28 protein-coding genes and 1 pseudogene are annotated in these 24103 nt (G+C 70.0%); 11 read left to right on the top strand and 18 right to left on the bottom strand.

Annotation, left to right across the window (positions count from 1 at the left end; genetic code table 11):
- Positions 1-71 precede the first annotated feature (71 nt).
- From P2L57_RS36605 to P2L57_RS36595, 3 genes are all read left to right on the top strand, one after another.
- Positions 72-1271: an MFS transporter gene (locus P2L57_RS36605; RefSeq protein ID WP_275822259.1), complete on the top strand. Its 1200-nt coding sequence runs from the start codon at positions 72-74 to the stop codon at positions 1269-1271.
- Between the two features lie 49 nt (positions 1272-1320).
- Positions 1321-1872 (top strand): isochorismatase family protein, encoded by a 552-nt coding sequence (locus P2L57_RS36600; protein ID WP_275822257.1) that lies wholly within the window; start codon positions 1321-1323, stop codon positions 1870-1872.
- A gap of 150 nt (positions 1873-2022) precedes the next feature.
- Positions 2023-3462, top strand: coding sequence for a S41 family peptidase (locus tag P2L57_RS36595; protein ID WP_275822255.1), 1440 nt, complete (start codon positions 2023-2025; stop codon positions 3460-3462).
- 1 nt (position 3463) lies between these two features.
- On the opposite strand, the gene ggt is transcribed toward P2L57_RS36595, so the two are convergent.
- Together ggt and P2L57_RS36585 are read right to left on the bottom strand one after the other, a co-directional pair.
- A complete protein-coding gene (gene ggt, locus P2L57_RS36590) occupies positions 3464-5293 on the bottom strand; it encodes a gamma-glutamyltransferase (RefSeq protein WP_275822253.1) in 1830 nt (609 codons plus the stop codon).
- A 115-nt stretch (positions 5294-5408) separates the two neighbouring features.
- Complete coding sequence (locus P2L57_RS36585; RefSeq protein WP_275822250.1) at positions 5409-6176, bottom strand: ZIP family metal transporter; 768 nt, start codon at positions 6174-6176, stop codon at positions 5409-5411.
- 204 nt (positions 6177-6380) lie between these two features.
- On the opposite strand from P2L57_RS36585, the gene P2L57_RS36580 reads away from it, so the two are divergent.
- Complete coding sequence (locus P2L57_RS36580) at positions 6381-8036, top strand: CocE/NonD family hydrolase (protein ID WP_275822248.1); 1656 nt, start codon at positions 6381-6383, stop codon at positions 8034-8036.
- Positions 8037-8065: 29 nt separating this feature from the next.
- On the opposite strand, the gene P2L57_RS36575 is transcribed toward P2L57_RS36580, so the two are convergent.
- Positions 8066-8317 carry a TfoX/Sxy family DNA transformation protein gene (locus tag P2L57_RS36575; protein WP_275822246.1) on the bottom strand — a complete coding sequence of 84 codons (252 nt, stop codon included), beginning with the start codon at positions 8315-8317 and terminating at the stop codon, positions 8066-8068.
- A gap of 188 nt (positions 8318-8505) precedes the next feature.
- Between P2L57_RS36575 and P2L57_RS36570 the strand changes: the two genes are divergently transcribed.
- Positions 8506-10269 carry a peptide-N4-asparagine amidase gene (locus P2L57_RS36570; RefSeq protein WP_275822244.1) on the top strand — a complete coding sequence of 588 codons (1764 nt, stop codon included), beginning with the start codon at positions 8506-8508 and terminating at the stop codon, positions 10267-10269.
- On the opposite strand, the gene P2L57_RS36565 is transcribed toward P2L57_RS36570, so the two are convergent.
- The 7 genes from P2L57_RS36565 to P2L57_RS36535 all read right to left on the bottom strand — a co-directional run bounded on the left by P2L57_RS36565 (position 10266) and on the right by P2L57_RS36535 (position 15189).
- Positions 10266-10709: a DUF6278 family protein gene (locus tag P2L57_RS36565; RefSeq protein ID WP_275822242.1), complete on the bottom strand. Its 444-nt coding sequence runs from the start codon at positions 10707-10709 to the stop codon at positions 10266-10268. The genes P2L57_RS36570 and P2L57_RS36565 overlap by 4 nt on opposite strands.
- Before the next feature lie 49 nt (positions 10710-10758).
- A complete protein-coding gene (locus tag P2L57_RS36560; protein WP_275822240.1) occupies positions 10759-11130 on the bottom strand; it encodes a cupin domain-containing protein in 372 nt (123 codons plus the stop codon).
- 87 nt (positions 11131-11217) lie between these two features.
- Positions 11218-11997: an exodeoxyribonuclease III gene (locus P2L57_RS36555; RefSeq protein WP_275822261.1), complete on the bottom strand. Its 780-nt coding sequence runs from the start codon at positions 11995-11997 to the stop codon at positions 11218-11220.
- A 44-nt stretch (positions 11998-12041) separates the two neighbouring features.
- A complete protein-coding gene (locus P2L57_RS36550; RefSeq protein ID WP_275822238.1) occupies positions 12042-12689 on the bottom strand; it encodes an MBL fold metallo-hydrolase in 648 nt (215 codons plus the stop codon).
- A 113-nt stretch (positions 12690-12802) separates the two neighbouring features.
- A complete protein-coding gene (pcaDC, locus tag P2L57_RS36545) occupies positions 12803-14146 on the bottom strand; it encodes a bifunctional 3-oxoadipate enol-lactonase/4-carboxymuconolactone decarboxylase PcaDC (RefSeq protein WP_275822236.1) in 1344 nt (447 codons plus the stop codon).
- A gap of 31 nt (positions 14147-14177) precedes the next feature.
- Entirely contained in the window at positions 14178-14876 is a 699-nt protein-coding gene (locus P2L57_RS36540) for a transposase (protein ID WP_275822234.1), read from the bottom strand.
- On the bottom strand, positions 14863-15189 hold the full coding sequence (locus P2L57_RS36535) for an IS110 family transposase (protein ID WP_275822232.1): 327 nt from the start codon (positions 15187-15189) through the stop codon (positions 14863-14865). Before P2L57_RS36535 ends, P2L57_RS36540 begins: the two co-directional genes overlap by 14 nt.
- 16 nt (positions 15190-15205) lie before the next feature.
- Here P2L57_RS36535 and P2L57_RS40995 point away from each other — a divergent pair, with 16 nt between their 5' ends.
- The gene (locus P2L57_RS40995) at positions 15206-15409 is read left to right on the top strand and encodes a transposase (RefSeq protein WP_372516069.1); all 204 of its coding nucleotides are present in this window, start codon (positions 15206-15208) and stop codon (positions 15407-15409) included.
- A gap of 99 nt (positions 15410-15508) precedes the next feature.
- On the top strand, positions 15509-16054 hold the full coding sequence (locus tag P2L57_RS36530) for an IS3 family transposase (protein ID WP_275822231.1): 546 nt from the start codon (positions 15509-15511) through the stop codon (positions 16052-16054).
- A gap of 77 nt (positions 16055-16131) precedes the next feature.
- On the opposite strand, the gene P2L57_RS36525 is transcribed toward P2L57_RS36530, so the two are convergent.
- Positions 16132-16983, bottom strand: a complete 852-nt coding sequence (locus P2L57_RS36525) for a helix-turn-helix transcriptional regulator (RefSeq protein WP_275822229.1) — start codon at positions 16981-16983, stop codon at positions 16132-16134.
- A gap of 123 nt (positions 16984-17106) precedes the next feature.
- On the opposite strand from P2L57_RS36525, the gene P2L57_RS36520 reads away from it, so the two are divergent.
- From P2L57_RS36520 to P2L57_RS36510, 3 genes are read left to right on the top strand one after another with little or no spacing between them, the layout of a single operon-like run.
- The gene (locus tag P2L57_RS36520) at positions 17107-17886 is read left to right on the top strand and encodes an SDR family oxidoreductase (protein ID WP_275822227.1); all 780 of its coding nucleotides are present in this window, start codon (positions 17107-17109) and stop codon (positions 17884-17886) included.
- A 36-nt stretch (positions 17887-17922) separates the two neighbouring features.
- Complete coding sequence (locus P2L57_RS36515) at positions 17923-18846, top strand: SDR family oxidoreductase (protein ID WP_275822225.1); 924 nt, start codon at positions 17923-17925, stop codon at positions 18844-18846.
- A gap of 15 nt (positions 18847-18861) precedes the next feature.
- The gene (locus P2L57_RS36510; protein WP_275822223.1) at positions 18862-19110 is read left to right on the top strand and encodes a tautomerase family protein; all 249 of its coding nucleotides are present in this window, start codon (positions 18862-18864) and stop codon (positions 19108-19110) included.
- Between the two features lie 276 nt (positions 19111-19386).
- On the opposite strand, the gene P2L57_RS36505 is transcribed toward P2L57_RS36510, so the two are convergent.
- The 6 genes from P2L57_RS36505 to P2L57_RS36480 all read right to left on the bottom strand — a co-directional run bounded on the left by P2L57_RS36505 (position 19387) and on the right by P2L57_RS36480 (position 22235).
- Entirely contained in the window at positions 19387-19545 is a 159-nt protein-coding gene (locus tag P2L57_RS36505; RefSeq protein ID WP_275822222.1) for a hypothetical protein, read from the bottom strand.
- Between the two features lie 206 nt (positions 19546-19751).
- Positions 19752-20066, bottom strand: a complete 315-nt coding sequence (locus P2L57_RS36500; RefSeq protein ID WP_275822221.1) for an acetyl-coenzyme A synthetase N-terminal domain-containing protein — start codon at positions 20064-20066, stop codon at positions 19752-19754.
- Between the two features lie 102 nt (positions 20067-20168).
- Positions 20169-20696, bottom strand: coding sequence for a nuclear transport factor 2 family protein (locus tag P2L57_RS36495; RefSeq protein ID WP_275822219.1), 528 nt, complete (start codon positions 20694-20696; stop codon positions 20169-20171).
- Between the two features lie 82 nt (positions 20697-20778).
- The gene (locus P2L57_RS36490) at positions 20779-21144 is read right to left on the bottom strand and encodes an MFS transporter (protein ID WP_275822217.1); all 366 of its coding nucleotides are present in this window, start codon (positions 21142-21144) and stop codon (positions 20779-20781) included.
- On the bottom strand, positions 21134-21787 hold the full coding sequence (locus P2L57_RS36485) for a CocE/NonD family hydrolase (RefSeq protein ID WP_275822215.1): 654 nt from the start codon (positions 21785-21787) through the stop codon (positions 21134-21136). The genes P2L57_RS36490 and P2L57_RS36485 overlap by 11 nt, the downstream gene beginning before the upstream one ends.
- A 46-nt stretch (positions 21788-21833) precedes the next feature.
- Entirely contained in the window at positions 21834-22235 is a 402-nt protein-coding gene (locus P2L57_RS36480) for a nuclear transport factor 2 family protein (RefSeq protein WP_275822213.1), read from the bottom strand.
- A 100-nt stretch (positions 22236-22335) separates the two neighbouring features.
- Here P2L57_RS36480 and P2L57_RS36475 point away from each other — a divergent pair, with 100 nt between their 5' ends.
- Entirely contained in the window at positions 22336-22941 is a 606-nt protein-coding gene (locus P2L57_RS36475; RefSeq protein WP_275822212.1) for a TetR family transcriptional regulator, read from the top strand.
- Between the two features lie 326 nt (positions 22942-23267).
- On the opposite strand, the pseudogene P2L57_RS36465 reads toward P2L57_RS36475, so the two are convergent.
- Positions 23268-23983: pseudogene (locus P2L57_RS36465) on the bottom strand (LysR family substrate-binding domain-containing protein); the annotation flags it as partial.
- Positions 23984-24103: the final 120 nt, after the last annotated feature.

Here is a 24103-nt window from a genome sequence, read left to right as displayed (position 1 = left end):
CATCAGCTGCGAATGCTTCCAACTCGCCACGGATGGCTGCGATTTCTTCCGGCGTCACACACCTTCAACGCATGCAGCGGCCGAAGGACACGCACCGCCAAGATCAACATGACCAAGCCCTACTAGGGCCACGCCGGGTCTTCCTGGCCGGTCTGGTGCTGGTGTGCGCGGCGGGCGTGGTCGGCACCTCAGCCCCCACCCTCGGCTGGCTGGTGGCCGCCCGCGTCCTGCTGGGCTTCGGCACCTCCGCGGCGTATCCCGCGGCCATGGCGCTGCTGCGGACGGAGTCCGAGCGGCGGGGCCGCGAGACCCCGCGTACCGTGCTGGGGTTGCTGTCGCTGGCCGGGCTGTCCAGCGCCGCGGTCGGTCCGGTGCTCGGTGGAGTGCTCGCGGCGACCCTGGGCTGGCGGGCGATCTTCGCGGTCAACATCCCGCTGGCGCTGCTCGCGCTGGTACTGGCGATGCTGTGGCTGCCGAGCGGCAGGCCGTCCGGCCCGGGAACGCCGCCTGCCTCGGCGGCGCTCGATCCGCTGGGCATCGCCCTGTTCGGCGGCGCGCTGACGGTCGCCATGGTGTTCCTGATGCGGCTCGACCACCCCCAGTGGCTGCTGCTGCCGGTGCTCACGGCGCTCGGTGCCGTGCTCACCTGGTGGGAGTTGCGCCGCGGCACCCCGTTCATCGATGTGCGGATGCTGACGCGCAACCGTGCGCTCGCCACCACATATCTACGGCATGGCATCGCCTACCTGGTCATCTACTGCGTGATGTACGGATTCGCCCAGTGGCTGGAAGAGGCCCATGGCGTCTCGGTGTTCGACACCGGGCTGATCATGCTGCCGATGTCGGTGGCCGCCGCCGTCTGCTCACTGCTCGGCGCCCGCACCAAGGGCATCCGGGCCCCGCTCACGCTGGCCGCGGCGCTGCTCGCCATCGGCGGCGGGGCGCTGCTGCTGGCCGGGCGCAGCACACCGCTGGCGGTCCTGCTGCTGATCGCCGTGGTGTTCGGTCTACCGCAGGGACTCACCTCGACCGGCAACCAGGCCGCCGTCTACGTCCAGGCGCCACCCGGCGGCACCGGCGCCGCCGCCGGACTGCAGCGCACCGCGCAGTACCTCGGCGCGATCACCGCGGCCAGCCTCATCGGACTGTTCTACGGACCGCGGGCGACCGATGCCGGACTGCATGAGATGGCCGCCACGGTGAGCGTGCTGAGCCTGGTGCTCCTCACACTGACCATCGCCGACCGGGCGCTGTGCGCCAAGCGCCGCTGATCCGGTCACCCCAACCGCAAACGCAACCGAACGGAAGTAGGCACCTGCCATGCCGGCAACGACACTTGACCCCCGAACCGCCCTCGTCCTGATCGACCTGCAGAAGGGCATCGTCGGTCTGCCGTCCGTCCACCCCAGTGCCGAGATCATCGAGCGCGGCGCCCGTCTCGCCGAGGGGTTCCGCTCCAAGGGCCTGCCGGTAGTCCTGGTGAACGTGGCGGGCCGGGCGCCGGGCCGTACCGACGCACCGCTGCCGGGCGGCCAACTACCCGCCGACTGGGCGGAGTTGGTTCCGGAGCTGAACCAGCAGCCGCAGGACATCACCGTCACCAAACAGCAGTGGGGTGCCTTCTACGGCACCAACCTCGATCTGGAGCTGCGCCGCCGCGGCGTCACCCAGATCGTGCTGGCCGGCATCGCGACCAGCATCGGGGTGGAGTCCACGGCCCGTAGCGCGTACGAGCACGGCTACCACGTGACCATCGCGACCGACGCGGTCACCGATCTGGACTCGGACGCCCACCGCAACAGCATCGAGAAGATCTTCCCGCGGCTGGGCGAGACGGACACCGCGGACGCGATCGTCAAGCTGCTGGGCTAGCGTCCGTCTGACCGGTCCTGGTCGGGCCGCGGCGGGCTCGGTGCCACCGGACAGGCCCAGCGGGTGGTTTCGGGGTGCGGATTTCCCCACCCCGAAACCACCCGCTGCCAGGATGCCCTGGACAGGCACGCGGCCGACACGATGGTCCACATGGCACACAGGAACCGATACACGCGAGCGGCCGCGACCGCGGCGTTACTGGCGGTGGGCGGTAGCGCGCTGCTCCCGGCGGGCGCGGCGAGCGCGGCGACCCCGCAGACGGCGGCGTCCGGGGCGGGGCCGCTGGACGGTGTGTGGCGGATGAACGGTTACGGCACCGTACTCGCCGTCGACCACGGCCGGCTGCGCACCTTCCAGACGACGGCCGTCAGCTGTCTACCGGGCGAGGTGGCCGAGCAGTCCGGCCCGACCGCCGGGGACGGTACGGCCACGTACACCACGCTCGGCGAGGACGTCCTCACCGTTCGTCCGGCGGCGCGGGCGGATCGCGCGGTGCTGCACATCGCCGGGTCGCCGAACGACCGCGGGCTACGGCGGATCGACGCGCTGCCCGCGGCGTGCACCCGCACGGCGCCGTCGGACCCGGTGGCGGTGTTCGAGACGTTCTGGCGGACGTTCGCGGAGAACTATCCGTTCTTCGCGGCCAAGGGCGTCAACTGGCAGGCGGTGCACGACCGCTACCGTCCGCGGGTGACCGCGACCACCTCGGACGACCAACTCTTCTCCGTCCTGCGGGACATGGTCGCCCCGCTGCACGACGCCCATGTCCACCTGGACGGTGGCGAGCCCTCGCGGCGCTTCGGACAGGGGCGGCCGGGAACCGTGGCCCCCTCTCCCGACTACGACGCCAAGGTGAAGGCGTACATCAAGGGCCGTGATCTGCGCGGGCGACCGCTCCAGGAGTTTGCGGGCGGCCGGATCAGCTACGCCGACCTTCCGGATGGTCTGGGCTATCTGCGGATCTCCGGCTTCGGCGGCTACACCGCCGACCGCAACGACCCCTATGCGTCCGACGAGAAGGTGCTGGACCAGACGCTGGACGCGATCCTCACCCCTGGGCGTACCGCCGCGCTCAAGGGCCTGGTCATCGATCTGCGGGTCAACGGCGGCGGCTACGACGACCTGGGCCTGCGCATCGCGTCCCGGCTGACCGACCGGCCGTACCTCGCGTACGCGAAGCGGTATCGCGACGACCCCGGCGACCCGGCCCGGTTCAGCCGACCGCAGCCGATCACCGTGCGCCCGGCCGACGCCCCGCGCTACAGCGGTCCGCTGGCCCTGCTGACCGGCGGATCGACGGTCAGCGCCGGGGAGACCTTCACCCAGGCGCTGTTCGGCCGACCGGGGACGACGGTACGGATCGGGGAGAACACCCAGGGGGTGTTCTCCGATGTGATGGACCGCGAACTGCCCAACGGCTGGACGTTCGGCCTGCCCAACGAGGAGTTCCTGACCCGCGACGGGCGGACCTTCGACGGCGCGGGCATCCCACCGGACCTCCGCGAACCGGTCTTCACCGACGGTGAGTTCGGCCATCGCCGCGACTCCGCGTTCGACGCGGCGGTGGCCTTACTCAGCAGGCGGACCTGACCTACTCCTTGCCGGACGGGTGCACGACCATGGCCGAGCCGCCGCCGCGGCGCACGGTCTCGGCGGCGGCGACCCACCGGCCGTCCGGCAGCCGCTGCACACCGGTGGCCGCGCCGATCTCCGGGTTGAGGGCGAAGTGGTGACCGATCCTCTCCAGCTCACCGCGTAGCGGGCTGTTGTAGAGCCCCGGCTCCAACTCCGTGTTGGCGCCGTTGCGCTGGCTGGCGCGCGGCGCGGCGATGGCGTCGACGAGCGGCAGCCCGCGGTCCACATGGCCGAGCAGCACCTGGAGCACGGTGGTGATGATCGTGGCGCCGCCGGGCGAGCCGATCGCGAAGTCGGGCCTGCCGTCCTTGAGCACGATGGTCGGGGAGATCGAGGAGCGCGGACGCTTGCCGGGTCCTGGCAGGTTGGGGTCGGGGACCGCGGGGTTGGCCGGGGCGAAGTCGAAGTCCGTCAGCTCGTTGTTGAGCAGGAAGCCGCGGCCGGGTACCACGATGCCGCTGCCGCCGGTCTGTTCGATGGTGAGGGTGTACTCGACGACGTTCCCCCACCGGTCGGCCACCGTCAGGTTGGTGGTGTTCTGGCCCTCGTACGTGGTGGGTGCGGCCGTGCCGCCATGGTCGCAGCCGCTCACCGGATGACGGGGGTCACCGGGCGGGAGCGGGCTGCTGAGGACCGCGTCGGGCTTGATCAGGCAGGCGCGTGAGTCGGCGAACTGCCGGGAGGTCAGCCCGCGGCTGGGCACGTTCGTGTACGCCGGGTCGCCGACCCAGCGCCCGCGGTCGGCGAAGGCGATCCGGCTGGCCTCGATGAAGTGGTGCAGGTACTGCGCCGAACTCATCGTGGACAGGTCGTACCGCTGAAGGATGTTGAGCGCTTCCCCCGTCGTGGTGCCGCCCGACGAGGACGGCGCGATCCCGTACACGTCGAGTCCGCGGTACGAGACATGGGTCGGCGACCGGAAGTTCACCCCGTACCCGGCCAGGTCGGCGGCGCTCAGCTTGCCGGGCCGGACCTTGCGGGTGGCGGTCGGGCTCACCGGCGGCTTGTGGACGGTGTCGATGATGTCGGTGCCGATGTCGCCGCGGTACAGGGCGCCGAGGCCGCGTCGGCCCAACTCCTGGTAGGTGCGGGCCAGATCGGGGTTGGCGAAGGTGGAGCCGACCACCGGGAGCCTTCCGCCGGGCAGGAAGAGCTTGGCGGTCGCCGGGAAGTCGGCGAACCGCGCCTGGTTGTCCGCGGTCTGCTGGCGGAACGTCTGGTCGACGGTGAAGCCGCGTTCGGCGAGTCGCTCGGCCGGGGCGAGCGACTGGGCGAGCGAGCGCGTCCCCCAGCGGTCGAGGGCGGCCTGCCAGGTGGCGGGGGTGCCGGGTGCCCCGACGGACAGTCCGCTGGTGACCGCCTGGTCGAACGGGAGCGGCTTGCCGTTCTCCAGGAAGAGGCCGTCGGTCGCGGTGTGCGGGGCGGTCTCCCGGCCGTCGATGGTGGATATTCGATGAGTTCTGGCGTTGTAGTAGACGAGGTAGCCGCCACCGCCGATACCTGCCGAGTACGGCTCGGTGACGCCGAGCGCGGCGGCGGTGGCGACGGCCGCGTCCACCGCGTTGCCGCCGCGCCGCAGCACGTCGATCCCCACCGCCGAGGCGTTGGCGTCCACGCTGGAGACGGCGCCGCCGTAGCCGACCGCGACCGGTGACTTCACCGGGGCCGCGTCGGGCGTTCCGGCGACCGCCGCCGGTGAGCTCGCGGCGAGGGTGGCCACTACGGCGGCGGTGGCGGCAAGGGCCGTTATTCGGCGGCGAGTTGTCGATCCTGCGGCAGGACCCATGCGTACCTCCAAGCGAACGACAGGGGCGGGAGCCTACCGGCGGGAGGGAGGTGGCGACAGGGGGAGCGCGCCGCCGCGGTGACGTTTCGTACGGCTGTAACGTCCGGCATCGGCATCAGCCCGCCATCCCGATGACCAGCCACATGAATCCGGTGCCCGCGAGCGTGCACAGCAGGGTGGACAGCGAAGGATGCGGGCTGTGCGCCTCGGGAAGGATGTCGGAGGTCGCCAGGTAGAACAGGAACCCGGCGAAGAGGCCCAGATACAGCCCGAGTGCCCCCTCGGGAACGGTGAACGCCGACGTGATGGCGGCGCCCGCGACCGGCGCCACGGCATCGCAGCCGAGCAGTGCGAGTGCCCGGACCCGGTTGTTCCCGTACAGCCGGGTGACCGTGTAGGTGTTGAAGCCGTCCGCGAAGTCATGCGCGATGACGGCGAGCGCGACCACCACGCCGACAGAGGTCGCGGCCTGGAAGGCGGCGCCGATGGCGAAGCCGTCCATCACGCTGTGTCCGATCAGTGCACCGGCTGCGGCGATGCCGAGGCCCTGGGGCGGCGGCCCGCCGTGCCGGTGGTGGGCATGGCCGGCCGGGTGCGTGTGCGCGGCGTACTCGCCCTCGTGGACGCGGTGGATGGCGACCGCCCGCTCGACGACATGGATGGCGAGGAAGCCCGCGACGAACATCAGCAGCGCCGCGGGCACCCCGAAGACGTCCGCCGGTTCGGCGTCGAGGGCTTCCGGCAGCAGATCGAAGCCGACCACGCCGAGCATGAGCCCGGCGGCGAGCCCGAGGACGAGGTGGCGGCGGTCCCCGATGCGGTGCGCGACCGCGCCGCCGACCAGGGTCATCAGGAACGCGCCCACCGCGACCAGTACCGCCATGGGGTCATGATCCCGGCCGGTACGGGGAGTCGGCCCCCGGGCATGGGCCGTTCGGGGGGCATCCGCGCCGCGATGGCGACGGCGCCGATCGTTACCCGCACGTAACCAGCACGCCTATTACCGGCGGTAAGCGCTCGTGGTTACCCTCCAGTCACTCTGCTGAGGTGCCTTTCAGCGCTGCCCTTCCGGCCTCAGGAGCCACAGGTGACAACCCCCCACGCATCCCCTCGGCGGACCATCGCCTGCGCGGTCTGCGTCGCACTGGCCGCCACCGCCGCGCTGGCTGTGGCCCCCGCCGCGACCGCCGCACCCGTCACGACCGCGGCGGTCACCGGAGCGGCGCCGACCACGTCGTTCCGCTTCGTCGACATCCCCGGCTCGGGCGGTGTCACGCTGAAGGGCAATGTCCTCACCCCGAGCGGAGACGACGGCACCCGGAAGTACCCGGTCGTCATCCTGCCCAGCAGTTGGGCGCTGAACGACCTGGAGTACACCGCCCAGGCGAAGAGCCTCGCCGACTCCGGCTATGTCGTGGTCAGTTACACCCCGCGCGGCTTCTGGCTCTCCGGCGGACGGATCGAGGTGGCGGGGCCACCAGACGTCGCCGACATCTCGAAGGTCGTCGACTGGACGCTCGCCCACACCCCCGCGGATCCCGCGCACATCGGCATGGCCGGGATCTCCTACGGCGCCGGGCTCGGTCTGATGGGCGCCGCGCACGACAAGCGGATCAGAGCCGTGGTGGCGCTGAGCGGCTGGGCCGATCTGATCGACTCCATCTACAGTGGGCGCACCCAGCACCTCCAGGCCACCGCGCTGCTCGGCGCGTCGGGATATCTGACCGGCCGTCCCAGCGCGAGCCTCCAGCAGACCCTCGCCGACTTCCTCGCCTCCCGCTACGACAAGGAGGCCGACATGATCGCGTGGGGCAGGGAGCGCTCCCCGGCCACCTACGTCGACCAGATCAACGCCAACGGCGCCGCCATCATGCTCGGCAACGCCTGGGGGGACAGCCTCTTCAACCCCAACCAACTCGCCGCCTTCTACGAGCGGTTGCGCACGGCCAAGCGCCTGGAGTTCCGGCCCGGCGACCATGCGACACCCGAGGCAACCGGTCTGTTCGGGCTGCCCAACGACACCTGGAACGACGCCAGGCGCTGGCTCGACCACTACCTCAAGGGTGCGGACAACGGCATCGACCGAGAACCGCCGGTGCGGCTGGCATCCCGCACCGGCGGCGGATACGAGAGCTACGCCAGCTGGCGGTCCGTACCGTCCACGACACGCAAACTGCTGCTCGGGGCGCGGGACTTCCTCGGCACCGGATCGCTGGGCGACGCCGGCGCGACGGCCTGGAGCACCCGGATCGGCACCAACATCGACTCCGGCGCGGACGGCGGAATCATCTTCTTGAGCCAACTCGCCGATCAATTCGTCAAGTTGCCGCCGATCGCGTCGATCCCGCTGCTGCCCCGCTCGGTCGCCGCCGTGTGGCAGTCGCAGGCCTGTACCACGGCGCAGCGGGTCCGCGGCACGGTGCGTCTGCACACCACACTGACCAGCACCGGGGACAGGGCGAGCATCGTGGCGTACCTGTACGACGTGGACGCGCTCGGCATCGGCAAGCTGATCACCCATGCGCCGCAGACCTCCATCGACCGCACCCCCGGTCGGCCGACGTCCGTGGACCTCGGCCTGTTCTCGACCGCCTACGACGTACCGGCCGGGCATCGGCTGGCACTGGTGATCGACACCGTCGACCCGCTGTACATCACGCACAACCCGGTTGGCTCGACGCTCTCGTTCTCCGCGTCGGCCGCCGATCCGTCCTGGCTCTCGGTGCCGCTACGGCAGAACTGAGGCGGCGTGGGCGCGCCGCCCGCGCCGCGTCAGTCGAAGACGCGCGAGGCGAGGGTGGCGCGCTCCTCCTGGGGGATGGAGGTCCAGCGGGTGCCGCGGATGGCACCTTCGAGGGCGAAGAGGGTGTGGCCGCGGGCGTCCTCCGGGAGTTCCGCGCTGATCTTGGCGTACGCCGCCTCCGCGCCGAGACGGCGCAGTTCCGTCGCGTCGCTCACCCCGGCTTCGCGCAGCCGGTCGGCAAGGATCGCACCAATGTTGGGGAGTTTCTCCAGGGATTCCATGTCGTATCTCCCGGTCTGGGGTGGTCGCGGGGTCCCCTCCGCCATGATGCCCGGCTCCGGGCCCGATCCCGTGGACGCAGGGCCGTCCTCGCGTCCGATCCGGGGGTCTTGTCGGGAGTCCGGGAGTACGGCAGCGTACGGGCGAAGGTGATCACGAATGGTCACGGATGATCAGGAGAGGTGATCCGATGGCACGGATCAGACGATGGCGATCGCTCGCCGGTCGCCGGCCACTGGCCGCACTCGGCGCCGCGGCGGCCCTCGCACTCGGCGGGCTGAGCGCACCGGCCTGGGCCGGCACGGCACCGAAACCAGGCTCGAACCCGGCGGTGGACTACCAGAATCCGCTCTCCGCCCTGCCTGCGGTGAGCCGCCCCGCCACCCGGCACTGCACGGTGGAGGTGATGCGCCATGACTTCGGCAACACCCTCAGCGATCCGCCCTACAGCACCACGGTCACCCCGCCGAGCCGGTGCGCCGGGCCCTGGACCAAGGTCGTCATGGACTGGTCGGGCAGCGTCAAGGGACGCCAGTACGACCGGCTCGCCGGGGTGTGGCTCGGCGGCGCGGAGATCTTCCGCACCAGCACGGCGGAGCCCGACGAGGACGGCATCAGCTGGCACGTCGACAAGGACATCACCGAGTTCGCCCCGCTGCTGAGAAACCCTCAGCAGCTCCAGGTCGAACTCGGCAACGTTGTCAACGCCACCTACACCGGCGTCTACCACACGCGGTTGAGCTTCACCTACTACCTGGCCGACGCCCGGCACCCCGCCGCCCGCACCGCCGACCAGGTGATACCGGTCGCCCGCCAGGATCCGAAGAGCGCTCCCTGGTTCGAACTGGGCAAGGGCCAGTCGGCGAGCACCGCGGTCGCGTTCCCGACGAATCTGACCCGGGCCCGGCTGGAGCTGTACGCACGCGGCGGCGGCTGTGACGAGCAGTGGTTCACCGCCGTACCGGACGACCTGGCCAAGAGCGCGCCCGACTACCTGTGCGGTGGCGGTCCCTACCGTGAGGTCCTGGTCTCGGTCGACGGCCGTCCCGCCGGGCTGGCCCAGCCGTATCCGGTGGTCTACTCGGGCGGCATCGTGCCCACCCTGTGGCGCCCGGTCCCGGCGATCGACCAGTTCCGCACCGAGGCGTACGACATCGACCTGACCCCCTTCGCCGGTGAACTCGCCGACGGCAGGCCGCACTCACTGACCGTCACCCCGTACTCCGCCAACGACACCTGGACGGTGGGCGGTTCGCTGTTCGTCGACACCGATCACGGACGAGCCCGCACCAGCGGCGCGGTCACCAGCGATTCGCTCACCGCGGCTCCCCGGGTCGCCACCGCCGAGACCAAGCGGGCCGACGGCGGTACGGATGTCGCCGTGGGCGTGCACCGCGACTGGTCTATCAGTGGCTATGTCGACACATCCCGTGGCCGGGTGACCACCACCGTGGAACAGCACCTCGGCTACACCAACACCGACACGGTGTCGAAGACCGGCCAGCACCAGGTGGTGCGCCAGCGGGACGCGGGGAACACCACGGTGCGTACCGCGGGCCCGGGTCGCACGCAGCGCGCCCAGCGGCACTCCTGGTCGTCTCCGATCGACGTCGACAGTGACGCGGTCTCCAACGTCGACTACAACAACTACGACCTGAGGGCCGCGGTCACCCAGGGCCGTACGGAGACGGACGCGGTACGGTCCGGCCGCGATGGCTGGCGCACCACGGCCAGCACGGACGACCGGCTCAACGCCACCGGTGAACTCGCGCGCAAGAACGGCGCGGTGCTCACCGCTGACGGCACCTCCACCGAGCACTACCGGGGCAGCACCGCCGCCGGGTTCTGCTATGACCGCACGCTTCGCGCGGCACACGGGTGGATCACCTCGGATACCGGCGGAATCTGCACTTCCGGCAGAAACCAGCGCCGCTACGGCGGGCCCCCGGCCTAATGACCCTCCGCGGCTTCCGCGTGCACCTGGGCGAGTTCGGGGGTACCGCCGACCGCCCAGGCGTGGCCCGCGGCGACCACGTCGACCTCCCGGCCGGAGGCCAACCGCACCACCGGATGGCCGTTCGGCCAGACCTGCCAGACCGCGCCGGGCACACCGCGGACGATGACCGTGCCGAGGTAGAGCCCGGCGTCGTTGCCCAGCCAGGACAGGTTGTCCGGATCGTCCCGCCACTGCGGCGGCAACTGGTCGAGGGCCTCCAACGAGGCCGCGGTGTCGTCGAGTTCGATCCCGGCCGCCGACGCATGGGTGCGCAGCAGCTCGCACTCCGCGAGCAGCTCCGCGACCCCCTCCTCGTCGACGGCGGCCGGGCCCATCACGGACACGCCGCGCGCTGGGCCGTGCCGCTTGCGCCACTTGTCGAAAAGCGGGTTCTCCATACCGACAGACTGGCACCGCTCGGCCGTCCTGTGACGACAGGCGTGGCCATCAGATCCGGACGCTGTAGGCCTTGCGCAGCGTCTCGTGCACCGTCCACGTCGTCCGGTCGCCTTCGCGCAGCACACAGACATCGCCCGGTCCGACCTCGAACTCCGGGCCGCCCTCGACCTCGATCGTCGCCCGGCCGCTGACCACCACGAACATCTCGTCGGCCTCGGTGTCGGTGACCACACCAGGGGTGATCTGCCAGATGCCGTGCGCCCGAGTTCCGTCCGGCGACTCCCACAGGACCGCGCCGGTCACCTCGGGAGTCCCGGAGACGATCTGGCTGGCATCGAGCGGTTCCGGCGACAGCTCGGCGTCGGCGATGTGCAGGGCGAAGCTGGGTATGAGCTGGCGGCCCGGGTCTTTGACGGTCATGGCCGGTGAGCGTACGCGCATCGGCCGCGGTGGCGGGGCGGCACAGTGTGTGCGCTCCGGCGCCCGTCCGTACAGGTCGTAAAGCGGTTACAGCTCCAGGTCCACCACCACCGGCGCGTGGTCCGAGGCGCCCTTGCCCTTGCGCTCCTCGCGGTCCACATAGGCGTCACCGACCGCCTTGGTGAAGGGCGCGTTGCCGTAGACCAGGTCGATGCGCATGCCCTTGTTCTTGGGGAAGCCCAGCTCCCGGTAGTCCCAGTAGGTGAACGGCTGGTCGTACTTCAGCGGGCGCGGTACGACATCGGCGAGGCCCGCGTCCCGGAGCCCGGCCAGCGCGGCGCGCTCCGCGGGGGTGACATGGGTCAGGCCCTGGAAGACGGTGGGATCCCATACGTCGTCGTCGGTGGGCGCCACGTTGTAGTCACCGAGGACGGCGAACGGCCGCTCCGCGGCGGCGTCCTCGGCGACGGCCTGCCGCAACGCCTCGAACCACTGCAGCTTGTAGTGGTAGTGGTCGTGGCCGACCTCCCGGCCGTTGGGCACATACACCGACCAGACGCGCACCGGACCGCAGGTGGCCGCCACCGCGCGCGGCTCCTGGACGCCTTCGTACTCCGGGCCGCCGGGCAGGCCGGTGACCACGTCCTCCAGTCCGGCCTTGGAGATCACCGCGACACCGTTCCACCGGCCGGTCGCGTTCACCGCCGCCTCGTAGCCGAGCTCGCGCAGCTGGTCGTACGGGAACTGCTCCGCGGCGCACTTGGTCTCCTGTATGCACAGCACGTCCGTGCCGCTGCTCTCCAGCCAGGCCAGCAGCCGCGGGAGGCGGGCGGTGATCGAGTTGACGTTCCAGGTCGCGATGCGCAGTGCCATGCCCCGCAATCTACCGTCCGCCACTGACAGCCGGACGACTACGCCAGTTCCACGCTCTCCCCCGGCACGATCCGGCGGTGCTCGACGGCGCCGATGCCGGGACCCGCCGGGCCGAGGATGCGGTTGTACAACCCGTGCCCGGTGTCGTTGAGCAGCCCGTCGTGGATCGAGTAGGCCTGCCGGGGCTCGACCTCCCGCAGGTAGTCGACGATCTCGGAGAACTTGTTCCACGGAGCGTGCATCGGCAGCAGGAGCGTGCGCACCTCCTTGTCCGGCACCGTGAGCGCGTCACCGGGGTGGAACAGCGAACCGTCCACCAGGAAGCCGACGTTGGTGATCCGGGGGATGTCGGGGTGGATGACGGCGTGCAGTTCGCCGTGCACCTCGATGTCGAAGCCCGCCGCGCCGAAGGTGTCGCCGTGGCCGACCGTGTGCACCCGGCCGGGGAAGGCGGCGGTGAGCTGGTCGGCGACGCTGCGCAGTGTCCAGATCTCGGCGGCCGGGTTGGCGTCCAGGGCGGCCCGCAGCCGACCCTCGTCGAAGTGGTCCAGATGCTCATGGGTGACCAGGACCGCGTTCGCGCCGACCGCGGCGTCCTCCTCGCTGAAGGTGCCGGGGTCGATGACCAGGGTCCGGCCGGCCTTCTCCAAGCGGACGCAGGCGTGACCCTTCTTGGTCAGCTTCATGGTTGTCTCCTGTCGAACCGTCCCGGGAACCGTTTCCCCAACATCATTTCACCGAGGCGGCGTCACACCACGGCCATCGGGGGGCGAAGTGATACCGGTGTCCGGCGAACCTGTCAGCGGGGCAGCTGGGCCACCTCCCTGATGACCCGCTGGGCCACCGCGAAGGCCGAGTTGGCGGCCGGGACACCGCAGTAGACGGCGGTCTGCATCAGCACCTCCTTGATCTCGGCGGGCGACAGACCGTTGCGCAGCGCGGCCCGGACATGGAAGGCGAGCTCGTCGAGATGACCGCCGGAAGCGAGCGCGGTCAGCGTGACGCAGCTGCGGGTCTTGCGGTCGAGTCCCGGCCGGGACCAGATCTCGCCCCAGGCGTAGCGGGTGATGAAGTCCTGGAAGTCGGCAGTGAGTTCATCGGCGCTGTCCGCCGCCCGGTCCACATGGGCGTCGCCCAGCACCTCACGGCGGATCTTCATGCCGGTGTCGTACGGGTCCGGGCGCTGCGCGGGCCCGGGCGCGGCGGACGGCGGCTCGGGTACCGCGGTCGGCGGGGGTACGGGGGTGCCGGACGGCGGTGTGACGACCGGTCCCGGTGCCTGGACAGCGGTCGCGGGCGGCGCGGGCGGCTCGACTGGCAGCCGGACCGGCGGCGGAGTGAGCGCTGCCGGGCCGACCCGTTCCTGCCAGGCAGTGGAGAAGTGCCGTACCACCAGGTCGGTGAAGGCTCGCGGCTGCTCGACCGGGACCAGGTGCGAAGCGCCGGGGACCACGGCGAGCCGGGCGTCGTGGATACCGGCGACCAGCGCGCGGGCCTCGGCGGGCGGCGTCGCGGGGTCCTCCGCACCGGCCACGACCAGCGTGGGAACGGCGATGCCGGCCAGTTCGGCCCGTACGTCATGGGTGGCCAGCGCCTCGCAGGCGGCGATGTAGCACTCGGCGTCGGTGGTGCGCACCATCTGCACGCCCCATTCGACGATGGACGCCTGCGCGGCGCGGAAGGCCGGGGTGAACCAGCGCTCCGGGGTGGTGTGGGCGATCTGCGCGAGTCCGCCGGACCGGACGACGACACCGCGCTGCCGCCAGCCGTCGGGTGTGTCGAAGCGCGCTGACGCGGAGACCAGTACCAGGGAGTTGACCCGCTGCGGGCTGCGCAGCGCCAGGTCGAGGCCGATGGCGCCGCCGATCGAGCAGCCCGCGTAGCCGAACCGCTCGATGCCCAGGCTGTCGAGGGTGGCGAGCAGCCGGTCGGCGAGCTCGGGTATGGAGGGCGCGGGGTCGACGGGAGCGCCGCCGTGTCCCGGCAGGTCGAAGCGGAGCACCCGCCAGTGCGGGGTCAACTCGGGTATCTGGCGGTCCCACATGTGCCATGTGGTTCCGAGAGCGGGGCCCAGGATCAGGAACGGGGCGTCTTCTGGCCCGTCAAGGCGGTATTGCAGGTGTTTCGTCGCCGTCGTGCTCACCCGGTCACGCTCCCACATCTCACAACAGCCCCTATGAGCGGGGCCTTGGCTGTAGCTGTCTGACCAGGTGGAGGACCTCCCGGGCGGCGTAGCGTTTGAGGCATCGGACGATTTCGCGTGGGGTCTTGCCCTCCTTGATGCGGCGTTCATAGTAGTCCTGGGTGCGTCGGTCGAAGCGCACCCGGGTCTGCACGATCCGGTGCAAGGCGGCGTTGGCCTGCCGGTCGCCGCCGCGGTTGAGTCGACGGTACTGTCGGCTGCCCGAGGAACGCTCGACAGGGCTGACCCCGCACAGCGCGGCGAAGGACCCCTCACTGCGCAGGCGTTCCGGGTTGTCCCCCATCGTGATCAGCAAAGTGACGGCCGTGTCCGGGCCGATGCCCACCACCGTGAGCAGCTGCGGGGCGTGGCGTTCCACGAGCCGGGCCAGACGGCCTTCCACGTCCTGGATCTGCTCGGTGAGCTGCCCGATGCGCCGGGCCAGCAGACACAGGGTGATGGGGGTGGCCCGCAGCACCGCCTCTTCACCGTCCTTGTCGTTCTTGCTGTCGTCGGCGAGCCGTGCACAGGTACGGAAAAGTTCTGAATTGTTCAGCCCGGCCAGTTCTTCCCGCAGGTTCGGGTCGGCACCAACGAGGACAGCCTTGAGCTGATTGATCGCCTGGGTGCGGGCCTTTGACCGCCGAGCCCTTGGTGAGTTTGCACATCCGGGCGATCTACACCGGTCCATCGCCTGACTTGGCCTGGGCGCGCGACAGCCCGCTCAGCACCGCCCGGGCCGCATTCTGCGCATCGAGCGGGTCCGACTTGCCGCGCTGACGGCGGTCGGTCCGGTCGGGCCGGTTCACATCGAACACTTCCACGCCCTGGGCCAGCAGGTAGCGGTACAGGGCCGCCCCGAAGGAGCCGGTCCCCTCCACTCCGGCCCGCCGCACCGTGCCCAGCCCCCTGACCCACTCCAGCAGCTCGCGGTATCCAGCCGCGGTGGCCGGGAACACCTCGGTGCCGATCACTGCCCCCACCAGGGAGAGCACAGCAGCCACATGAGCGTCCCGATGCGTGTCCACTCAGCACGTGGCACAGAAGGGTAGGAAGTTCAGTCCTGAGTTCAGGGACGAGGCGGTCAAGATGGTGGTCGTGGAGTCCCGCCCGATCGCCGAGGTCGCGCGGGAAATCCAGGTGAACGAGGGAACGTTGGGCACCTGGGTTAGCCGGTACCGTCAAGAGCACGCTGGCGAGGAACCGCCCCCTGAACATCAGTGAACGTGCTCGCTTGCGTGAGCTGGAACGGGAGAACCGGGAACTTCGGATGAAGACCGAGTTCCTGGGAAAAGCGGCGGCCTTCTTCGCCCAGGAATACCGGTGACGGAGAAGTACGAGTTCATCGACGGCGAGGCCGGCAACTATCCAGTGCGGCGGATGTGCGTGTGGGCGGGTGTCTCCACGTCGGGTTTCCACCAATGGCGTTCCCGGCCGTTGTCGTCCACCGCCGGACGCCGTGCGGAACTCAAAGCCATCATCCGCCAGGTCTTCTCCGACTCGCATGAGACCTACGGATACCGGCGCGTGCATGCCGCGCTCCAGCGGATGAACGTGCAGGCCGGGCCAGAGTTGATCCATGCGCTGATGCGCGAGTTGGGCCTGTTCCCGTGCCAGCCACGCCCTTGGCGGGTGACCACCGTCGCCGACGATGCGGCGCCGCAGACGCCCGACCTGGTGGCCCGTGACTTCACCGCTGACGCACCCGGCCTCAAACTGGTCCGTGGCCTTCACCGCCGGATGCTGACGAAGTTGCTCCGCGATGCCTTCGGTCTTGACTGCCGTCTGATCGTGCACCCTGCCTGGTCGGATGACTCCGGAGATCAACAAGCGACCTTGGCGGTCGCCCTCGTCCGGGGTCTGCCCTGACCTGCGTTCGCCAGAAGGCTGGGCGCGAAGCTGTTCGTGCCCAGGGCCCGTCCTGCCGGTGGACGCAGCGGGAGAGGTCAGCGAGGGTCGGGGGCGAGGTCCTGGGTGCCGAGGACGGAGAGCAGTTCGAGTTTCTCGACCGCGTCCGTGCCCGCGACGGGGCTGAACCAGAGCAGCCGTTGGCGCCCGTCCTCGCTGAGCAGGTTCAGGCAGTTGACGTCGATGAGGCCGAGGGCCGGGTGCACGATGCGCTTGGTCTCCACGCGGCGCACGGCCACGTCGTGCCGGTCCCAGAGCTCGGCGAACTCGGGGCTGCGCCGCCGCAGGTCGGCGATGAAGGCGCTGGACTCCTCGTCGCGCGCGCCGCGCTGCGCGACGGCGGCGCGCAGGTCGGCGACGAAGCTCTCGGCGTGCCGGGCGTGGTCCTCCGGCGGATAGAGCGCGCGGGCGGCCGGGTCGGTGAACCAACGGTAGACGAAGCTGGCCCGCACTCCGGTGCCGGGCGGCGCCGGGCCGAGCAGGGCGGCGCCGAGGCGGTTCTGCAGCAGCATGACGTGCAGGTCTGTGATGACCCGGGCCGGGGTGCCGGAGAGCTGGTCGAGCAGGTCCAACATGGCCGGATGCACGTGCGCCGCGCCGCTGCCGGACGGCGGGACCGGTCGTCCGGCCAGGTGGTAGAGGTGGTTGCGCTCGTCGAGGGAGAGTCGCAGCGCGCGGGCGAACGAGGCGAGCATCTGCTCGGAGGGCTGCGCGCCGCTGCCGCGCTCGAGCTCGATGTAGTAGTCGACGGAGGCGCCGGCCAGCTGGGCCACCTCGTCCCGGCGCAGCCCGGGCACGCGGCGGCGTGGCCCGGCGGGCAGCCCGACGTCCGGCGGCCTGATCCGGTCACGTCGCGACTTGAGGAATGCTCCGAGCTCGGCGAGATCCACGCCCACAGTTTCCCATCCCGCGACGAGCCCGAGCCAGGGGATGGCGTCCCCTGGGTAAGCGGCCACTGGTTGCCCGCGTGCCGAGCGGCAAGGGTGGTGTGGTCATCGAGAACGGAGCACAGCATGAGCGTGGAGCACGAAATCATCGCCGATGGCCCGGAGACCGGCGCCGGAGCGGGGCGGGTCGCGGTCGTCACCGGCGGTACGCGCGGGATCGGCCGGCAGGTCGTGGGCCGCCTGGCCGCCGAGGGATACGCTGTCGCGCTCGCCTACGCCGGGCGCAAGGACCTCGCCGAGCAGGCCGTCGCAGAGGTCGAAGCTGCCGGCGGCCGGGCGCTGGCGGTGCAGTTGGACGTGGCCGACGAGCACGCCGTGGCGCGGCTGTTCGACGAGGCTGAGGCGCGCTTCGGCGGCATCGACGTGGTCGTCAACGCCGCGGGGAAGATGTCGCTCTCGACCATCGTCGACCTCGACCTGGCGGTCCTGGACGACATGCACCGTACTAACATCCGCGGCACGTTCGTCGTCGCGCAACAGGCGGCCAGGCGGCTGCGGGCTGGCGGCGCCCTGATCACCTTCTCGACCTCGGTCATGGGCACGAAGTTCCCCACCTACGGCGGTTACGTCGCGAGCAAGGGCGCCGTCGAGGCGCTGACGCTGGTCCTGGCCCGCGAGCTGCGCGGTCGGGACGTCACCGTCAACACGGTTGCCCCGGGCCCGACGGGCACCGACATGTTCTTCGAGGGCAAGAGCGAGGAGCTGATCGCCAGCCTCGCCGCCCAGTCGCCGCTCAATCGGCTCGGCACCCCCGCGGATATCGCCGAGGTCGTCGCGTTTCTCGCGAGCCCGCGAGGTCACTGGGTGAACGGGCAGGTCATCCGTGTCAATGGCGGACTGGTCTGAGATCTCCGAGTCAGAGCAAGGGCACAGGAGGGAACCGTGAGTAAGTACACGGCCGCAGCCGCCGAGCCGAAGGTCATTGTGGTCACCGGGGCCTCCTCCGGCTTCGGGGACCTGACCGCGCGGGCGCTGGCCCGGGCCGGGCACCTCGTCTACGCGGGCATGCGCGCCACCGCCGACCGCAACGCGCCGCGGGTGACCGCGCTGGCCGAGCTGTCCGCCGCCGAGGACATCGACGTGCGCGGTATCGAGATGGACGTGCAGGACCAGGGCTCGGTGGACGCCGCCGTCGCCCGGATCGTCGACGAGCAGGGCCGGCTGGACGTGGTCGTGCACAACGCCGGGCACATGGTCCTCGGCCCGGCCGAGGCGTTCACCGTCGAGCAGCTCGCGGAGCTCTACGACGTCAACGTGCTCAGTACCCAGCGGGTGAACCGGGCCGCGCTGCCGATCCTGCGCAAGCAGGGTTCCGGCGTGCTGGTGTGGGTCGCCAGTTCGAGCACGCGCGGCGGACACCCGCCGTTCCTCGCCCCGTACTTCGCGGCCAAGGCCGGCATGGACGCGCTCGCCGAGAGCTACGCCGCCGAGACCATCAGGTACGGCATCGACACGGTGATCGTCGTGCCCGGCGCCTACCCGAGCGGCACCAACCACTTCGCGCACGCCGGAGTCCCGGCGGACACCGAGCGCGCCGCGGAGTACGACGCCGTCTACGGCGAGCTGCGCGAGCAGCTGGCCGAGCGGCTCACCTCGATCTTCCCCGAGGGCCGCGGCGTGGACGAGGTCGCTCAGGAGATCGCACGGGTGGTCGACCTGCCCGCCGGGCAGCGCCCGTTCCGCACACACATTGACCCGAGCCGGGACGGCAGCGACGTCGTCTCCACCGTCAACGACCGGATCAGGTCCGAGTTCTACCACCGCATCGGAATCGCCGACCTGCTGCCCGAGCAGGCCAGCCGCTGAAAAGGGAGTCAGATCATGCCGTTCGCGAACTTCAAGGTCCCCGCCGGCACGCTCACCGCCGAGCAGAAGGAGAATATCGTCCACCGCACAACCGAGCTTTATGTGGAGATCTACGGTGAGCGCGCCCGCGGCGGGACGATGGTGCTCGTCGAGGAGGTCGCCGACGGCGGCTGGGGCATCGCCGACCACGTACTGACCCTCGCCGCACTGCAGGACGACGGCGCGCACGAGGCTTCCGATTCGGCTAGCCCGACGCGCAGCTAGCTTCAAGCCGGTCACTCCGGTCTGGAATCCCGCATCGGTCAGTCGGCGACGCCTCGACGTCGCCGACTGATTGGGCTGTGGTGGGCTGAGGCCGCTGGCCGTGATGCGGTAAGCCGAGCTGCGCGGCAGCAGGTAGCGGTCTGGGCGTGGCGTGCCTCGTAGCTGGCGCGACCGGCCAGCGCCAGCCCGAGCCGTACCGCGTCCAGGAAACGCGGTCCAAGACTTGCGGCCGGTTTCCAGCGGAGCGACGAACGAGTATGGCAACGTGATCCGCCGCTACATCATCACCTGGCGAAACCGCCAGATGCCGACGGTCTTCTGTTCCAGTACGGCACTTACGCGTTCGACGGTCCTGCGATGTTCACGCTGGACCTCAGCCGACAGTTCGAGGTTTCCGACAGCGACGATGATCACGACCACTACGTGCAGGTTCACTGCGAGCTTCGATACGGCTCCCGCCCGCCCTGGAGGCCCTGGAGGCCCTGGAGGCCCTGGAAAGTATCAACTCTTGGTTCTTCCACGATGCCGGAGGCGATCTCGAAGAGTGGGCCCAAAGGGGCGTACCGAGCGGGCAGCCTGGTCAGCGACCCACAGACTCAAGCCGGCCGAGGTCAGGGTGTACCAGGAGCGGGTGTAGTTGCTCAGGCCGCCGTATTGGTGGGACGGCCTCCCCAGCGGACGGCTTTCTCGCTGCGGATGCGGGCTCGTTCGCGTCGTTGGGCTGCGAGACGCCGGGGAGGCGGGCGTTCTGGTTGCGCCATGCCGTTCGACACTGAGCTACGGAACCTACATGGGTCGTAGACGAGGGCTGCCTGTTTACCGCGTCCGGCCGCGACGTGCCGGTCCAGCGTGTTGCGGGCGACGTTCAGTTCGCCGTCGGGAAACCACTGGGGGAACGGCGGGTTGGTGGCGTCGAGCGCCCGGAGATGGGGATCTCTGTTTTCAATGAGCGCCATCACCGGGTGGGCGGGCGGGACCAGCCGAGCGCTTGCGCGGCCGTGAATTTTTCGGGGTCTTCCCGGCTCTCCCGGTAGATGTCGTCGTACACGACGGAGCCTTCAGCGGTCGGCGTAGTAGGTGGCGGCCTTGCGGACCATCTCCAGTGCGGGTCCGCTGCCGTCCATGGGCAGGACCGTCCGCGACGCGATCGACCACCGGCCGTTTTCACGGGCGAGTGACCAGCGGTTGGCGACGATGCGATGGACGCGGAATCCGGTCGATGTTCCATGGTTGGCCAGTTCGCGTTCTTCACCCTTTTCGTCCGTCGTGATGAGGGCGATGTAGGAGGTGGCGACGGCGGTGTCGCCGTGCAGTTCGATGAGCGGGAAGTTGCCGAAGTGCGCGAGCCCGCCGGCGATCGCAGTGCGGTGTGCGTCGCTTTCGACGAGGTCGACCATCTTGTCCCGGCCGCGCGCGCCCGACAACCCGGCGCCGCGGTCGAACACGAAGTCCTGCGTGTAGATGGATTCGATGAAGTCCGGCTCGCCGGTGTCCGCGCTGAGCGGGTGCGAGGCGAGCAGGTTGTAGATCGCCAGGCGGTCTTCGACGGCCCGCAGCCGGTCTTCCAGGGTCTTGATGTCGTTCATCGGCGGCCTTTCTCACGTTGGGATCTGCTGGTTGGGCCGACGGTCGTTCAGGTTGCGCTGCTTCGCTCTGTGGTGGCCGTGGTCACGTCGCGAACGCTTTCCTGGGCCGTCGCGGGAATCGGGGTGCCGTGAGTAGGGCGGACGCGCCGACGAGCAGCCCGGCCGCCACGACGAGTGCCGCGAAGTAGCTCCCGGTCGCGGCACGCAACCAAGCCATGAGCCGTGGGCTGGCGCCGATTCCCCGTGTGAAAACGGCATAGAAAACCCCGAACATCCGGCTGCTGGCCAGGCCGTAGTACCGCGATGTGAGATACCCGATGACGTCCACCTCGGCACCCAGAGCCAGGCCGATCCCGATCGCGGCGACCAGCGCGAGGACGGTGCCGGGCCGCGACCTGCGCCGGTGATCAGGATCGACTTGCCGCTCAGGTCGATGTTCATGCCGCATGGCCTGCGTCCGGGGCCGGAACGACAGGAAGCAGCAGGGACGAAGCGGTGTCCCCGCCCGTGTGGATGGTGGTGCGGCCGCTGAACACCGATTCCAGGAAGGCGTTGCTCATGATTCCGCCGTGACGGGCCCAGTCGCGGTAGAAGTCCGCTGCGCCCTCCCACGGGATCATGGCTGCCAGATGCGGCGGCTGCAGCGACGCGACCAGCCACTGGTTGATCGCGTAGTAGGAGATCCCATTGAGGTCGACCTTGCCGTTGCTCCAGGGCTGGGTCCCGGCCCATTCGATGGCGTCGTAGTAGTCGCGGACCTCGCGCGGGGACATGATGTCCAGCCGCCCTGGGGACCGGCCCGCGCCACGCGAATCGACCCGGACGACGGCGTAGCCCCACGGCACCCAGGTTTCCGGATCCGCGGTTTCCCACGCCATGTACTCGCGGGTCGAGCCGGGCAGGATATGCGGATAGGTCGTGAGCAGCCAGTTCCATTGGGGCGCGTAGCCGTCTTGGTATCGCACTCCCTTGCCGTAGGGGCCCAGGGTCATGATGACGGGTACCGGTTCGGTGATGTCCGGCCGGAACACGTCGGCTCGCAATACGGCACCGTCATCAATGGGCACCGCCACATCGCGGTCGATGATCACGCGCTCGCTCCTTGGTCTCGCGCGAATCAGGAAGGACGGATTGGCGTCAGGCGAACAGATCGATCATCTTCTTTGTGTCGTAGAAACCGATGATCTCGACGATGCGATCGCCGATGACCCGGATCAGCCAGCAGTACTGCATGCTGAAATCGGCCCCGTTGTGCCCGCGGACACCTTCGCTGCGGAAGCGCACCGTCGCCCACTCCCCGTCCACGAGCATCTGCTCGATCGCCGGACGGATCGGGGTAGCCAGCCGCTCGTGCAGGCGTGCCAGAACCTTCTCGCTGTACTCGGCCTTGCTGGTGTACCGGCCGGCCAGCGGTGACGTGCCGGTGGCGGTGAACACGAGGTCGGGGGCAAGCCGGTCGAGGAATTTCTTGCCGAACCCGGATTCCGAGACCGAGGAGAAGACGTCGTCCAGTGCCGCTCTGGTCGATCCACTGTCCATGGCAGCTCCACTGTGGACAAAACTGCAACTGACGAGTTGGAGTGTGGCATGCGGGCCGAACGAAGGCAACTGTCGAGTTGGATATTGGTAACATCGCGTCATGGCCTGGGACACCGCACGGACCAGGCAGCGGCTGCTGGACGCCGCTGTCTTCGAGTACAGCGAGCACGGCCCACTGGGCGCGCGCGTCGACCGCGTGGCAGCCCGCGCCGGGATCAACAAGGAGCGGATCTACCAGTACTTCGGCAGCAAGCAGAAACTGTTCAGCGCGGTGCTGGAACAGGAGATGATCAAGCTCGCGGCCGCAGTCCCGCTGACCGATGAGCAGGCCGCCGATCTCGGGGAGTTCTCCGGCAGGGTGTGGGACTACCACCGGACCTACCCGCACTACCTGCGGCTGCTGCTGTGGGAAGGGCTCGACCCGGATCCGCTGCAGTCCGACCGCGCGTCGATCGCTGCGGCCCACGAGCGGTCCGGGCACTACGCGGACAACGTCCGCGCGGTCGCCAAGGCCCAGGCCGACGGGTTCCTACGGACCGATGTCGCCCCGGCGCACCTGCTCTACGTCGCCCGCGCGGTGGCGGCGTGGTGGCTGGCCGTACCCTCGGCCGTGACGCTCATGCTCGGCGATGTCGCCAACGAAAGCCCGAAGGAGCGGCGGCGGGTGCTGGTCAAGCTCGTCAACGACGCCACCCGGAAGCAGTGAGTCAGGCGCTCGTCGCTTCGCCCTCGCCGGGCCCTGTCCAGTCCAGGGATCCGAAGAGGGTGCGCACGAGCGCGTCGTAGGCGGCGTCCACATTCACTGACGACCGCCTGGCGCCAGCATCGTGATGACGGGTGCTAGGTGTTCTATCCCGGGAGGTTGTGGACAGGTGGTGCAGGTCTCGGCTGAGGGACCTTGAAATAGGTGAGGGCCTTCTGGCCTGGTGTGGATTGCGACGTCTACGACCAGCGACAGAAAGGCCCTCGTGCCCCACCGTAATGCACCCCTGACCGAGACCGGCCGTCTGCGCCTGGCCCGCTGCGTCGTCGAGGACGGCTGGCCCAGAGGTGGGTTCGGGCGTGGGTGCGGAGGGCCGTCACGAGGGGGTTGGGGTCGTGGGCGCGGGTGGCGAGCACGACGTGGCTGGGCTCGACGCCTTCCAGTGGGACCGTGGTGAGGTCCGGGCGCAGGGTGTGGACGTGGCCGGCGAGGGCCACGGCCTGCCCGGCCGCGATGAGTTCGACCATGTCCTTGAGAGTTTCGACGAGGGGGCCGTCCGGGGCCGGGCGTCCGTCGGGGCGGGGGTCGATGCGCCAGAAGGCGCTCGCAAGCGGGTCGGCCCCCGCACCTTCGGCATAAGTTCGTCGGCGATGTCGTCCAGGGGGACGGATTCCTTGCCCGCCAGCCGGTGGCCCAACGACACCACCAGTACACGGGGTTCGTCGTAGAGAGGGGTCACCTCCAGGCCGTCGGTTGTAAACGGCAGCCGGGTGACCACGGCGTCCACGCGGCGGTCCAGCAGGGCCTGGCGCCGTTCGTGCACGGCCAGGTGCAGGGTCGCGACTACGGCATCGGGGTGCTGGTGGCGCAGTTCGCGTACGGCCGGGGTGATGATGATGTCTGGCGTGTAGCCGACGGTGATGCCGCCGGGCCGGGCCGCGGCCCGCGTGCGCGCCGCAGCCTGGTCGGCAGTGCGCAGCAGCGCGGTGGCGAGCGGGAGGAAGACCTCGCCCGCTTGCGTGAGGTGGTTGCCGTGCGGCGTGCGCTAGCGGTGAACCCGAATACGATCCACGCCTCCGCGTACAACAAGGCCCGGAGCATCCTGGCTGGCGCCGGCAGTCAGACGGCGGCCAAGTGGTTCGCCAGCCACATGTTCGACAACTGG

This window comes from Streptantibioticus ferralitis, assembly GCF_029223525.1.
GTDB lineage: Bacteria > Actinomycetota > Actinomycetes > Streptomycetales > Streptomycetaceae > Streptantibioticus_A > Streptantibioticus_A ferralitis.
This window is presented reverse-complemented; position numbering and strand designations above follow the sequence as displayed.